7 protein-coding genes and 2 pseudogenes are annotated in these 14628 nt (G+C 62.9%); 3 read left to right on the top strand and 6 right to left on the bottom strand.

What is annotated here, in order from left to right; all coding sequences use genetic code 11:
- The first annotated feature begins 177 nt into the window (after window positions 1–177).
- Genes AC58D2_RS03005 through AC58D2_RS02995 form a run of 3 tightly spaced genes read left to right on the top strand, consistent with a single transcriptional unit; the run spans window position 178 to window position 3513 of the window.
- Window positions 178–1671, top strand: coding sequence for a recombinase family protein (locus AC58D2_RS03005; protein WP_497387191.1), 1494 nt, complete (start codon window positions 178–180; stop codon window positions 1669–1671).
- Window positions 1671–2570, top strand: a complete 900-nt coding sequence (locus AC58D2_RS03000) for a plasmid partitioning protein RepB C-terminal domain-containing protein (protein ID WP_497387189.1) — start codon at window positions 1671–1673, stop codon at window positions 2568–2570. Before AC58D2_RS03005 ends, AC58D2_RS03000 begins: the two co-directional genes overlap by 1 nt.
- Window positions 2557–3513: a plasmid partitioning protein RepB C-terminal domain-containing protein gene (locus AC58D2_RS02995; protein WP_497387187.1), complete on the top strand. Its 957-nt coding sequence runs from the start codon at window positions 2557–2559 to the stop codon at window positions 3511–3513. The genes AC58D2_RS03000 and AC58D2_RS02995 overlap by 14 nt, the downstream gene beginning before the upstream one ends.
- 255 nt (window positions 3514–3768) lie before the next feature.
- On the opposite strand, the gene AC58D2_RS02990 is transcribed toward AC58D2_RS02995, so the two are convergent.
- The 6 genes and pseudogenes from AC58D2_RS02990 to AC58D2_RS02965 all read right to left on the bottom strand — a co-directional run bounded on the left by AC58D2_RS02990 (window position 3769) and on the right by AC58D2_RS02965 (window position 14160).
- A complete protein-coding gene (locus AC58D2_RS02990; RefSeq protein WP_497387185.1) occupies window positions 3769–4926 on the bottom strand; it encodes an McrC family protein in 1158 nt (385 codons plus the stop codon).
- Window positions 4927–5084: 158 nt separating this feature from the next.
- Window positions 5085–7619: a DUF4357 domain-containing protein gene (locus tag AC58D2_RS02985; protein ID WP_497387183.1), complete on the bottom strand. Its 2535-nt coding sequence runs from the start codon at window positions 7617–7619 to the stop codon at window positions 5085–5087.
- The gene (locus AC58D2_RS02980) at window positions 7583–10006 is read right to left on the bottom strand and encodes a TM0106 family RecB-like putative nuclease (RefSeq protein WP_497387862.1); all 2424 of its coding nucleotides are present in this window, start codon (window positions 10004–10006) and stop codon (window positions 7583–7585) included. Before AC58D2_RS02980 ends, AC58D2_RS02985 begins: the two co-directional genes overlap by 37 nt.
- A 32-nt stretch (window positions 10007–10038) precedes the next feature.
- A pseudogene (locus AC58D2_RS02975) lies at window positions 10039–10857 on the bottom strand (IS91 family transposase); the annotation flags it as partial.
- A gap of 4 nt (window positions 10858–10861) precedes the next feature.
- A pseudogene (locus tag AC58D2_RS02970) lies at window positions 10862–11770 on the bottom strand (tyrosine-type recombinase/integrase).
- 275 nt (window positions 11771–12045) lie between these two features.
- The gene (locus AC58D2_RS02965) at window positions 12046–14160 is read right to left on the bottom strand and encodes a CaiB/BaiF CoA-transferase family protein (protein WP_497387181.1); all 2115 of its coding nucleotides are present in this window, start codon (window positions 14158–14160) and stop codon (window positions 12046–12048) included.
- Window positions 14161–14628 lie beyond the last annotated feature (468 nt).

Raw genomic sequence — 14628 nt, 5'->3', positions numbered from 1 at the left:
CTATAGTCCCAGCGGGACGAGCGCGCCGAATCGCGACGGCACCCGGCAATCCGCGATCAATTTGAGGTGTTTGAGCTGTAAGGATCGGAGGCGGCAAAGTTGCCGAGATGGAGAGATCTTGAGCCTGACCTGAAAGGAGAAGGAGGCCCGCTCATTCGCGCCGCGGAATATGTCCGCATGTCAACCGATCATCAGAAGTATTCGACCGAGAATCAGGCCGACGCAATTCGGCACTATGCCGCTGTTCGCGGGATCGAAATCGTCCGCACCTACGCCGACGCTGGAAAGAGCGGCCTCAGGATCGATGGCCGGGATGCACTCAAGCAGCTGATCGACGACGTCCAGGCCGGCACTACCGATTTCACCATGGTGCTGGTCTATGATGTCAGCCGGTGGGGGCGTTTTCAGGATGCCGATGAAAGCGCGTATTACGAATATATCTGCAAACGCGCCGGGATCGCTGTCGAGTATTGCGCCGAGCAGTTCGAGAATGATGGAAGTCCGGTCTCCACGATCGTCAAAGGCGTCAAACGCGCCATGGCTGGAGAATATAGCCGCGAGCTATCCACCAAGGTTTTCGCCGGTCAGGGGCGCCTGATCGAGAAAGGCTACCGACAGGGAGGTCCCGCGGGCTTTGGGCTTCGTCGAACTCTGATCGATGAACATGGGAACGTCAAAGCCGCCCTGGCTCGCGGCGAGCACAAGAGCATCCAGACGGATCGGGTGATCCTCACACCCGGCCCGGGAGAGGAAGTCGCGATCGTCCGCGAGGTATATCGCGCCTTCGTCCACGACAAGCGAGGTGAGCAGGATATAGCCGACGACCTCAACCGTCGCGGTATTCCAACTGACCTTGGCCGTGCCTGGACGCGAGGAACGGTCCACCAGCTGCTGATCAATGAGAAATATGTCGGCGACAATGTCTGGAACCGGCGCTCCTTCAAGCTGAAGAAAAAGCGCGTCCGCAACGATCCCGACATGTGGATCCGCGCGCAAGGGGCCTTTGAGGCGATCGTCCAAAGGGACATTTTCGAGGCAGCCCGAGCAATCATCAATGCGCGCTCCTTCCGCCTTTCCGACGATGAGATGCTCTCGGCCCTTCGCGGGCTTTACGAACGCGAGGGGCTGCTCTCCGGAATCATCATCGACGAGTGTGACGGAATGCCGTCGAGCAGTGCCTTCAATTCCCGTTTCGGCAGTCTCCTGCGCGCTTACAGCCTGGTCGGATTCAGGCCGGATCGCGATTATCGCTATGTCGAGATCAACCGTTTCCTGCGCGATCTCCATCCCGACGTTCTCGATAAGGTCCTGGACGGCTTTCGGGGCATGGGCAGCGAAATCCAGCGAGAGGAAGAAACCGGTCGCATCATCGTCAACGACGAATTCAGCGCCAGCTTGGTCATCGTCCGCTGCACCTCGACGCCCACGGGCTTGCTCCGGTGGAAACTGCGTTTTGACACATCCCTCGGCACGGACATCACCATCGTGGTGCGGATGGATTCCGCGAACCGTGCGCCTCTTGATTATTATCTGTTTCCCAGGATCGACATCGCTTCCGACCGCGTGAAGCTTGCCGAGGAGAACGGCCTCTCCCTTGATGCCTACCGGTTCGAAAGCCTCGACTATCTCTACGAGATCGCAGCCCCAGTCAGCATAGCGGAGGCCGCCTGATGGTTACATCGCTTCCCCAGAACATCGAAATGATCCCGATTTCCAAGATCACCGTGCTGAACCCCCGGGCACGGAACAAGCGGCAGCACCGGGAAATCGTGAACAATATCGAGGCCATCGGACTCAAACGTCCCATAACGGTCAGCCGTCGAACCGGTCCGGGAGGCCCGCGCTATGATCTGGTTTGCGGCGAAGGTCGCCTCGATGCCTTTCAGATGCTCGGCCAGACGGAAATCCCGGCTGTGGTTATCGAAGCGCCGGAGAGCGATTGTCTGGTCATGAGTCTGGTGGAGAACATTGCTCGCCCGGTGCAGCGCCCCATCGACGTCATGAAGGAAGTGGGCGCCCTACGTTCACGAGGACATAGTGAAACAGAAATCGCCCAGAAGATCGGCGTCAGTTCTTCCTGGGTAAGCCTGGTGCTGTCGTTGCTGGAGCGCGGCGAGGAGCGCCTGCTCGCAGCCGTCGAGACAGGCCTGATTCCGATTACGCTCGCCATGGAGATCGCCCGCTCCGAAGCCGATGATGCGCAGGATGTGCTCCTGGACGCGTATGATAAAGGGAATCTTCGCGGAAAGAAGCTCGCGGCGATGCGCAGGCTTCTCGACCTGAGGGCCCGTAACCGCAACAAAGGACTACCCCGAGGTCGGCTTGGGCAGAAGGGCGGCAATCGGCGCCTGACCGCCAACGACCTGATGGAAATTTATCAGCGCGAGGCAGAGAAGCAGCGTCTGCTCGTCAAGAAATCGGATTATGCTCAAACGCAGCTGCTTTTCATCGTTGAGGCGATGAAGGACCTTCTTGCCGATGATGGGTTCAGCACATTGCTGCGGGCGGAAAGACTCGAGAAGATGCCGCGAGCCCTGCAATCACGGATGGCCGGTCATGTCGATGAGTGACTGGCCCACGCGCACCGAAGGAGACGGTGCCGCCATTGCCAACGGGCGAGTGGTGCTTGCATTCGACCGGGAATGCGTAACGGTCCCCGTTGAAGCCATCGTGCCGCTTAAAAAGCTCCGTGAAGGCGTTCATCAAAGCAGGAAATATGCACAGATCGTCAGTTCCATAAAGGCGGTCGGCCTGGTGGAAGCCCCGGTGGTAATCCCCGATCCCCAGAACTCCGGAAGCTATTTTCTTCTCGACGGCCATTTGCGTATCGAGGTGCTCAAGGAACTCGGCGTTCCCACGGTCGAATGCCTGATCGGCCGAGACGAGGAAACCTATACCTACAACAAGCGGATCAACCGCCTGCCTCCCGTCCAGGAGCATCGGATGATCGCCCGCGCGATGGAGCGCGGCGTGCCTCAGGAAAGGATAGCCGAAGCGCTGGGAATCGAGGTCCAGTCGGTTCGCAAAAAGTTCCGGCTGCTCGACGGCATTTGCGGCGAAGTCGTGGAAACCCTGAAGGACACCAATTGCTCCATGAAGGTGTTCGACGTTCTGCGGCGCATGTCCACACTGCGGCAGATCGAGGCCGCCGATCTGATGATCGGACAGAATAATTTCACGGTCATGTTCGCCCGGGCTCTGCTCGCCGCAACACCGGAAGACCAGTTGGCCAAGCCACCTCCGAGAAAGAACGGCGCAGTGCCAAATCCAAACTGGCAGCAGATAGCCCGCATGGAACGGGAATTGGCGGTTCTGCAAACACGCATAAAGTCGGTCGAGGACAGCTATGGTATCGACAATCTGCATCTGACGCTTGCCCGCGGATATCTTGCGAAGTTGCTCGGCAACGCCGCGATCGTTCGCTGGCTGTCACATCATCGACAGGAATATCTCGCTGAGTTTCAGCGGGTCGCCGAGATCGACACCCTCGCTGGAGCATCCGAACCGGCCTGACGAGTTGATGGGGACCCGGACCCGATAAGCGCGGGGACCATGGGAGACGCCGCACAGTGGGGCGGATCGAGCATGGCGGTGGGGATGGCGGCGAACCCGCACGGAGCCCACTAGGCTGGCCGCTATCAGGTCCAGCTGCATGCGGAAGCATTACCGCTCCCGCGTCTTGGGCCGGTGTGCCGGCTTGGCCAACCGGCACACCGGTCACAAACGCCACTGTCCGAGGCTCAACCTTTTATCACTGGCGCCTGCGGGTCATCCCGCCAGTTGGCGCGCAACCGGCTCTTCGCCCAGGATCAGGCGGCGAAGCCGCCCCAGAATATCGGTGCTGTTGGCGACGTCGATGCTTGCGGTTTCCAGGATCGTGGCGTGTCCGGTAATCGCATAACGCCCATGAACCGTGTCATCACCGCCGAGGCCCGGATGGTGGGGATAGAGCAGCGTCAGGCGCGGCGCGTCATAGAGCTGGGCATAGGCCATCATCTGGTAGACATCGGCCTGCGAGACGCCCTGCTTGGGATCATCGATCCGCGCGGATATCCGCTTCCACTTGGTGTCGATGACATGGACGACCCTGCCGCCCTGGCGGATCAGGATATCGGGCCGGGTCTGGAACAGGGCGCGCCCGCTGTCCTGCGCGCTCAGACAGAACAGCCGTCCGCCCTGCAACGAAACGGTAAACCCGGTTCCTGCCAAGGCGCGGGCGATCAAGTGCCCGACATATTCCTCGAACAGCGCATTCATCTCAAACAGCATGGCGGTGCCCTGGCCGGCGCCGCCGGTGGTCGTCTGATAGTGGTCCTGCAAAAAGAGCCGGGCCATAGCGAAGAGCTCCTGCCAAGACCGGTTGGTGCGGTCGATCACCACCTGGTCCCAGCGCAGCGCGGACACCGGCACGTCGGTAATATCGGCATAGACAAAGGCCAACTCACGCAGGCGTTGCTGGTTGGCGGGCCGCCGCGAGAGACGCGCCAGGCGCAGCACGGCCGCTTTCATGATCCGGTTGAGCGGCGTGTCTTCGGACAGAAGATCGAAGCGGCAGGCAAGGCACGATGGGGTGACCGCATGGCGGGTGAACTGGCGGGTGATATCGAGTTGGCCGCGCAAGGTCGGCAGATCGTCCTCGCAAGTGATATAGCGGCGCGGCATGCCCTTGCGCAGCGCTTTGGTCAGCTTGTCGCAAAAGATGCGGATCAGGATTTCGAGCAGGGTCTCGCGCTGCCAGGCGAGATCGGTGATGACGCCGAGGTCAATTTTCAAATCCAGCGCGACGGCCAGCATATGCACCAGGCGCTTGCGGATCGCCGCGTTCTGGTGATCGGTTGTTTCACCGGGCGCCACATCGATCTTGGGCAGGATCTCCAGGCTCGCATCGCCCGCTGCCAGAATTCCGACCACGCCGCGCGCGCGCAAGGCATGCCGGCCATGTTCGAGTACGCCGCTGCCGCCGCGTCCGGCAAAGGCCGAGCGCGCTGCCAGTGCCGCCAGCCTCTCGGCATGACCGTCGGGAATCTGCCCCGCGCCTTCGCCATAGGCGAGCTTGTCCCATTCCCGAACCGTATAAACGGGCATCAGGCGGCAAACTCCGAAAAGTCGAAGCGGGCCTTGACGCTCCAGCGCAGCTTGTCGCCGCCCAGCTCATCGTCGGCAAAGCCGGCCGGCGCCGTCAGCCGCCGTGCTTCGAGGAAATGGGAGCCATTGGTGCCGTCGCCATCGCCCAGCACCGCGGCGACCTTTGACCAATCCTCGTAGAAATACTCGGTCAAGAGCGGGATAACCTTATGGCGCATGACGTCTTCGACATCGGCGCGGTCACGGCAGCTGGTGAAATAGGCGTGGCCGATCTGGTGTTCGCGATCGAAGAGATATTCGATCCGCTCGTTGATCGTGTGCAGCAGCTTGCACAGATCGATCCCCTCGAGATTTGCGGCATCAAGCCCTCTGGCCGCCAGCGCCTGGCGCAGTTCTTCGACATCGGGCATCAGCTCGCGGAAGGTGAAGCGGCGGCGCAGAGCGGTGTCGAGCAGCGCGATCGACCGGTCCGCCGTGTTCATGGTGCCGATGATGTGCAGGTTGGCCGGCACACCGAAACTCGTCCCCGAATAGGGAAGCCGCACCCGGACCTCGTTTTCACAGCCGAGCCGCTTGTCGGTTTCGAGCAGCGTGATCAGCTCGCCGAACACCTTTGAGATGTTGGCCCTGTTGATCTCGTCGATAATCAGGACATGCGGCCGCGCGCCGGCTACTGGCCGCTCGGCATTGGGATCGATCACCACCGCTTCGAGCGCATCCCAGTCGATCCGGTCCGGATCAAGCCGATAGGCTGACTGGCGACGGAAATTACGAGCGTAGAATGGCGCGCGCTCGGCGCCATTATCATCGCGCCAGATCCATTCGACACTGCGCCGGTGTGGATGGAAATCGGCGTCGGCATCGAAATAATACTCGCCGCTCACCCGGCCAAAGGCACGGTAGCTGTCACGGCCATCGGAGATGACGACATAGTCGCCGACCTGCAGGCCGGAGCGAAAGGCGTAAAGCATCTCGATATTGGGGTCCTTGCCGGATGCGTCGGGATCCCTCTCCTCGTTCCACGTTTTCCGGATTTCTTCGAAATCATCAAAGCGCTCGTCGGACCAGTCGATATCGCCGCCCCAGCCGAGATGGATCAGCCCGCCATCGAGCCCTTCGCGGATCCGGTCTTCCTGGCTGCCGCGCTGACCGAGCGCGATCTTGTAGATCGGGCGCGAGCGATCGAGCCGCTTGGCCGGCGCATCGCCGGTGTCGAGCCGCGCTCTCTCGCTGATGATCTTGAACACGCCGGCATGGGGCTTGAGACTAAAGCCACCCGAAGTGCTGGCAGCCTCATCGTCGCCTTCCTGTTCGACTCCTGTCGTCGGCCGCAGCCCCTCGACGAAATCCTCGTAGGCGAAGGACTGGTGAAAGGTGACGAACTCGATCCGTCCTTCGCCGGCAAGACGGCGATACTCGGCCATCAGGGCGTCGCGGTCATCGCGCAGTGGTTCGGCCGCGGCATCGCCCAGGCAAAGCCGCACGGCCTCCCAGGCCGTGGCATAAGTCTTGCCGGTTCCGGGCGGGCCGTAAAGGATGAGATTGGTGGTCGCCGGCATCGCGGTCATGGGTTCAAAGGTCATGGTTTGGTGCCCTTCCGCTGAGGCGAGCTGGTAGGTGAAAACGGTGGAACTGCTAGGATTTGGCAGCGTGTGCGAGGGCGCCGGGACGTTGGCGAGCTTCTGAAATTTCTCCCCGCCGAGCGCGCTGCAGATCGCCGGGAACGCGTCGCGTAGCCCCATGTCGCGGCCAAGATCGCCGGCGCGGATTGCAATGTCTGGCGCGCCGTTCTCACGGGCCGGTTCGACATAATAGTTTCGCGCACAGAGCCGGATGCGATCTGCGTCGCGGATCAGATGCTCGTAGCGCTCGGGCGGGGTGACCGGGGCGTCATCGGCATCGATGATGATGTAACCCGCATTGTGGAGCTGGGCCGCGGCATCGGCCTTCTGTCCCCACCCGCCATTGAGCTGCGTCTTGCCGCGCAGGAAGCCGACGATCGGCTTGGACGGATAGACGCGACCCGGCCGCGCGCGTGTCGAGCGCACCCAATAGTCCCGCGGCTCGCCAAAGGCCTCAAAGATGGCGGCGTGCTCGCCCGACTGGCGGTAGCTATCATAGGCGTCCATCGCCGCCTCGACGTCAAGGCGAGATATTGGCTCGCCGCTGGTGGGCCGCTTTCGTTTAACGCCGGGATTTTCTTTCCAATGATCTCCGTTGCTATTTCCGTCGATCACGATGCCTGCCGCCAGACTCGGGCTACTGAACACATGGTCCTTGGTAAAACGAAGCAGGGCTGGATTGTCGTCAGGAACGAGGATTCCTTCCTGCACGAGCCGATCCCGCTCCCCCCGATTTCGTTTCACGGTTGGAGACCCATTGCGCATCGCTGTAGAGCCTGCGCGAATGAGAAAACCCGCCGGAACTCGTTTTCCGAATGCCAGCGCCAATTCTTTCTGAATGACTAGCCAGTCGTCACCCTCAACTTCAACCAAAGCTATCCCCCAATGTTCTGAAGGCTGGGTAATGCACAAAGTGTGTTTACCAATCGCATCTGTTCGACCGTTTCGCATTTTGCTTCGCGCAGCCGCGGCGCTCCGAACACCAGCGCCAGTCCCTTGGCGCGCGAGACGGCCACGTTGATACGGTTGAGCGAGAACAGGAAATCCATGCCGCGCGGTGTCTCCTCGACCGAGGAGGCGGTCATGGACACCAGGCAGACGGGTGCCTCCTGCCCCTGGAATTTATCGACCGTGCCGACACGAATGCCAGCAGGCAAGGCATCCTGCAGGGCATTGACCTGCGCGTTGTAGGGCGCAACGACAATGATATCGGCGGGCTCAAGGACCCGCGTTGCCCCATCCTTATCGGTCCAGGTTCCTGAGAGCAGGTCGTCGATCGACGCCTGAATGGCGGAGACTTCCTCGGCCGCGATCTGGGCATTGCCCTCATGCGCGACCGGCACCCAGAAGGCACCTGCTTCAGGACAGCCGGTCCCGCGCACGGCCTGAAAGGTGGTGTCGGGATCGCTGACCAGCCGGCCCTCATAGACCTGCTGCGAAATAAACCCGCACACATCGGGATGCATGCGGCGTGAGACCGGCAGGAAGATGCCGCGATCGGGCGGGATGGTGGCGTGTTCGCCCAGCATCCACTCGAGACAAGAAAGGTTGGCCGGATCGGGGTGAGCGCCCTGGATGACCTGCGGCAATTGACGCGGATCGCCGACTAAGACGATGTTGCGCGCGCAGCGTCCCATGGCGACCATATTGGCCAGCCCCACTTGCCCGGCTTCGTCGACGAAGAGCCAGTCGAGCGCCTGCTCGTGCTCCGACCGGGCAAAAAAGAAGGCGGTGCCGCCGACCACATGGGCGCGGCTCCAGAGGGAATCGTCATTGGCCGTCGCGCGGATGACGCCGAAACAGTCATCCGGATAACCGTCTTCGCCGCTGCTGACCTTGTGCCCGATGCGCAGCCCCGGAACAGGATCTCCATCTTCTTGCGCGGCAAGGCATCCCATCAGCACATTGCGGATCGCCTCGTGGCTGTTCGAGGCCACGCCAACGCGGTGCCCCTGGCGCACCAGCGCTAGAATAGCCCGCGCGGTGACATAGGTCTTGCCGGTTCCCGGCGGCCCCTGGATCGGCAGCACAGTGCCATCCATGGCGGCGATCGCCGCGATCGTGCCGGTCAGGGGATCGGCGCCATTGAGCAGATCGGCGTGTGGTCCCGTCACCAGACGTGGGGCCGTGCGCGCCAGCAGATCATTGAGCGCGGTCAGGCGGCGCACGCCACATTGATCCTCGATTACATCACGCAGGGCCGCGGCAATGACGTCCGTATTGAGCGGCCAGTCGGGGTGGAGCGTCAGGCGATCGGTCAAAAGATGCGCCTTGGCCGCCCCGGCCTTGATCGCGATGATCCGCTCGGAGCGGTCGAGCTCTTCGATGCTGACAGTCACCGGCGGTCCGTCGATGACCGGAACCGTCGCTTTGCGCCCGGCGCGCAGCTTGGTCTCCTGAAGCGGAAAACGATAGCGGCGCAGCACCGAGCGTTTGACGGGTTCTGCCGGACCTATGGCTTCCAGACCGGCCAGTGCATCGAGATCGTCGATCAGCTCATCCTCGTCCTTGCCAGCGCTGTCGAAAACCGCCCATTGCGCCGGCTTGGCCTCGCGCTTGTGGAACAGGCCGAGGTTGAACAACATGTCTTGCCGCTCCTGCGGCAGACCGGATGCGGCAAGCCTCGCGCGCAACGCCTGCGTATCGGCGTCCTCCTCGACTTCCTTGTCGCCGGCATCCACCGCAAGTACCGGCCAGGGCGCGGCGGGACGGATGCTCACCAACCAGTCGCGCAGCTCCTCGGTCGAGATACAGTCGATGCGGTTATAGTCTTCGATCTCGTCGAGGATCGTTTGTTCGCCGGTTTCGCGCCAGCGCTCATAGGCAACGACCGAACCGCCGGCGGTTTTGACCTCACCCTCGCGCACACGGCCATAGAAGGCTTCCATCGACTTGATCGAATAATTGGCTTCCGAGCCAATCAGCGCGCCGCGCACCACCGCGAAAAGATCGACAAAGCGCCGCTCGCGCAGCAGGCGGTCGAGAAAGGCCTCGCCGATTCCATATTGTGCGGTCAGCCGCCGCAAGGCGGTGATCTCATAGGGCGCATAGTGATAGATGCGCGCTTCGGGACAGGCCGCGAGCCTTTGCCGAAAAAACTCCAGAAGGTCCGCCAAAGCCCGCGCTTCGGCACCGTGATCGTGCGCCCAGAAAGCCTTGAACTGGCCATCGAACCAGACACCGTGGAGATATTCGAGGCCACCTTCGTAATGCGGATCGCCCTCGATATCGTAGAAAAGATCGCCCGGCTGCGGCGCGGGCAAAAGATCGAAGCCCTTGCTGGGTTCAGCCTCACGCAGCTCAAAGGCCGGCGCCCCGGTCTTGCGGGCGTGCTGCAGGCGCGCCTGTTCGATATGGCGACCCGGTGGGTGTAGCGCGCGAGGTAAGCGAGCACCGCCTCGGGCCCGGCGAACGGCGGCTTGGCATAGACGACCCAGCGCTTCTTGCGGACCGGCGAGAGGTGCCGCAGGAAAGCGCGCCGTTCGGCGAGATGCGTGAGGCTGCCAAAGAAAGCGAGCTTGCCGTCATCGTGCAGCGCGCGCAGCCGGGTCAGGAACAGGCGTCGGAACAGGGCACCAAGGACGCGGACCGGGAGCAGGAAGGCGGGGCGCGCGGATATCCAGCGCGTTCCATCGCGCGATAGGCCGCCGCCGGGCACGATCATGTGGATATGCGGATGATGGGTGAGCGCCGAGCCCCATGTGTGGAGGACGGCGGTGATACCGATCCGGGCGCCGAGGTGCTTCGGGTCGGCGGCGATGGTGAGCATCGTATCGGCGACGGCCTTGAACAGCAGATCATAGACCAGCGCCTTGTTGTAATAGGCGATCGCGGTAACCTCGGCAGGCAGCGTGAACACGACGTGGAAATAGCCGACCGGGAGGAGATCAGCCTCGCGGGCTTCGAGCCAGCTGCGCGCGGCGGCGCCCTGGCACCTGGGGCAGTGCCGGTTGCGGCAGCTGTTATAGGCGATCCGCCAGTGCCCGCAGTCGGTACAGGCCTCGACATGACCGCCGAGCGCGGCGGTGCGGCAATGCTCGATCGCCGACATGATCTTGAGCTGATGCAGGCTGAGGTGCCCGGCATGGGCCATGCGATAGGCAGGCCCCGCGGCACGGAAGATGTCGGCGACCTCGAGAGAGGCGCGCATCGCTTCAGCCGTCAGACGCCTCTTCGTCCGGCGCGACCAGCGCGAGCCGGTCGAGCGGGCTGGTCACCGCGCGCATCGTCTTCGTTGTGACCTTCGTGTAAAAGGCGGTGGTGTTGAGTGCGGAATGACCGAGCATCACCTGGATGACGCGGATATCGACGCCATCCTCGAGCAAGTGCGTGGCGAAGCTGTGGCGCAGGGTGTGCGGTCCGACACGCTTGTCGATATCCGCGGCCTAGGCTGCCTCGACGACGATCCGATAGAGCTGGCGCGTGCTGATCGGCGCCGAAGCGCTCTGGCCCGGGAAGAGCCAGCCATCGGGAACGAGGATGCCTTGTTGCCGTCCGGCACGCCACCAGTCGCGCAGCAACAGGAGCAGGCCTTCGGGCAGCATCGCGTTGCGGTAGCGGCCGCCTTTACCGCGCTCGATCCGCAACAGCATGCGCTTGCTGTCGATATCGGTCACCTTCAGCGCAGACACCTCGGCGACACGCAGTCCGGCACCATAGGCGACCGACAGCGCCGCCTGGTGCTTGAGGCAGCGGGTCGCATCGAGCAGCCGCTTCACCTCGGCCATGGTCAGTACGACGGGGATCTTGCGAACCTGCCTGGTGCGGACCAGCTTGCGCGCGAGGTCGGGGCGGTCGAGCGTATGCGTGAACAAGAACCGCAGCGCCGAGACGATGCTGTTCATCGTCGGCGCCGGTACGCCCGCCTCGTGCTGCTCGAACTGGAACTGCCGGATATCCTCGGCGGTCGCGGTATGGGGCGAGCGCCCCAGCCAGGTCGCGAACCGCCCGACGTCGCGCAGATAGTTACGCTGCGTCTCGCGCGAAAACCGGCGCATGGCCATGTCGTCGATCAGCCGCTGGCGCAGTGGGCTGATCGGGCCAATCTGGATAAGCTCATTCATCGTTCGACTCCTCAGTTGAAGGAGTCGAAAAGCTCTGCCTATGGCAGACGACGTTCAATCAGCCGCGGCGCTCGCTGGGCCGCTTTCCATCGCTGCTAAAGCCAATCCGCGATAGCGGTTCGTGCAACGGCCAATCTCCGTTGCCGATTATCGTCGACAAGCTCCTGAAGGAGGATATTGAGAACCACCTCGGGTAGGTGTTTTCGGCATAATTCTACCCTGATGTGTGCCGCTTGCGCGATCAGCTTCGTCGCGCCCCTTGGCTAGGTTAGCGATTACACCGACGCACCCGCGAGCATCGCCATGATTTCGTCGCCATGCTCTCCCAAGGTCGGTGCCGGGCGTGATATGGACAGGCGGGGGCCATCGATGCGGATGACCGGCGCAGTACTCCAGTGGCTGCCGACGTAGCGGCGCTTGATCCGGGTCCAGGCTCCCGTTTGGCTGAGATGCCTTTCAACGGGAAGATCTTCGGCCCTGTTGACCGGTGCCGCCGGAACGCCCGAGGCCTGGAGTGCATCGGCTGCCTCGGCCGCCGTCATCGATGTCACCGACGCATGGAGCGCGGACTCGATCGCGTCGCCGTGGAGATTGCGGTCCGCGATGCTGGCCCACTTCGTGGCCCATTCCGGTTTGCCCAGCCAGCGGGTGAGAGCGGCCCACTGCGCGCTGTCCCGAACGACGGCCGCCACATAGCCGTCGCTCGCGGCGGCGACGCAGCGTGGCGCATGGTGCGTCGAACGACTGCCGAGCCGCTGCGGGGGGCCTTCGGTCTGTGCGCGAATGATGGCGTCGGCGCCGAGCTGGAACAAGCATTCGACCTGTCCGAGGTCGAACCATGTACCGCCAAGCGCCGCTCTTCCGTGAAGGCCGGCAAGCGCGGCGATGGCACCATAGATGCCGGCGACGGGGTCTCCGAGCGCGGTATGCTGCAGGACAGGCGGCCAGGTGGCTTCGCCGTTGACATGGGGCATGCCGGATGCGTGCTCGACGGTGGAACCGTAAGCGCGAAAGAAGCTCCAGGGGCCGGAGGCGCCGAAGGCGCCCATCGATACCATGACAAGACCCGGACGGAGCCCGAGCAGATGGTCGGGGTCGAGACCGAGCTTTTTCATCACTCCGGGTGCATAATTTTCGATCACGATGTCCGATCGGCGCACCAGCGTCTCGGCAAGTGTACGTCCGCGTTCGTCGGTAAGGTCGAGGCAGACGCCTCTCTTGTTGCGATTCATGATGAGAAAGGCGGGCATCACTTCATATTTTGGCGGGTCGGATGCCCCCGGCGGTTCCCAGCCACGCCACCAGTCATAATGGGTCTCCGACTCCACCTTGATGATATCCGCACCGAGATCGGCAAGCAGCCGCGTGCACATCGGTCCCGCCCAGCCCATCGAGAAATCGGCAACGCACACGCCGTCGAGTGACGCGGCGGGCAGGCTTTCGGGGGGGCTTTCGGCGAAGGCCTTCCCGTCGTGGTGAATGCGGAATGGTAATAGCGGTGCGATGACGCCTTCGGCACCCGGCAGCGGAGCGAAGCTTTCGCGCTCGCGCCAGTGGGGCGTTGCCAGAAGCTCGCGATGGTTCGGCACGGGAGCGAGCGGGACGCGGCGGCGCTGGCCCTCCATCAACCAGTGATCGGTGGTTTCGCCCGACAGGATTGCGGCGAATGCGGCGTCGAGGGCTTCGGCGTTCTCGACACGCGCGAGCGACGTCGCGAAGCGGGGATCGGTCGCCCAGTCGGGGTGGCCGACCATATCGGCCAGCGCCGCCCATTGAGCGGGCGTGAGCGCGGTGACCCCGATCCAGCCGTCGCGCGTCGGATAGACGGTGGTCGGATGGTTCGTCGCAAAGCGATTGATCCCGGTGCGGCCGGGCGAAGCGGATCCTGCTTCGGCGAGGGGCGGCGAGGGTTCGGTGAAGCACATGGCCGCTTCGAAAATATTGACGTCGACGCGCTTTGCCGCGCGACCTCGCTTGCGCGACCAGAGCCCGGCGAGCGCCCCCACGACGAGCGTCGCGCCGGCTGTGATTTGCGGCGCAAAGCCCTGCGGAAGCATCGGCGGTCCGTCGGCGGCGCCGAAGGATGCGGCGATGCCGATCAGTGCCTGAATCAGGGCATCGTCGCCCTGCCAGCCGCGATAGGGCCCGTCGTGACCGAACCAGGTGATGCCGAGGCGGAGCGCGTCGAAACCCTGTTCGGCGAGGAACGTGTCGACCGCTTCTACAGCCGCCGGCGATTGGCCAACAAGAACCGCGCGATGCGAAGGCAGGGTCTCCGCCAGCCGGCCGAGACCTTCGTCGAAGGTGTCGATGAACGACTTGTCCTGGTCGAGCCAGAGGTCGACGGCATCGGCATCGCGGGGGGGGCGTATTGCGGACGCGCCATACACGGGCGCCCAGGACGGACAGGATCCGGCCGCAGTAGCGCGCGGCGATGTCGTCCGACATTTCGAGGACCGCAATTCCGTCAAGCGGCCGAGCTTCGGCGCGAGTATGCAATTCCATCGATTAGCCTCTCCGTCGATCGACTCCAAACCCGCGCCCGAAGACGGGAGGGATGGGTCGTGATCGATGATAACGCGTTACCAACGAGAGGCAAGAGCCATATGCGTTCGTGGGTGCGACGCGCCGGCTGACGCGCCGAGAATCGCGCTGAGAGGGTCGGGTCTGGAAACAATAACTCAGTATAACAATATCTTGCTTCTTTCCAGAGCGCGCTACCGAAAGTCTGTTGACACTTGCTCCGATTCGACGATAACCATTGGTATCGCGTTACCAAGGTGATTTGCGGACTTGCAAGGCCGCTGGGTTCCTTGGGCGCGAAAAAACATAATCAGTGGCGACCCGCGATCGTGGGC

The organism is Sphingopyxis sp. CR5, from assembly GCF_059693785.1.
Note: the sequence above shows the minus strand (reverse complement) of the source record. Positions and strands in the feature narration are given on the sequence as shown.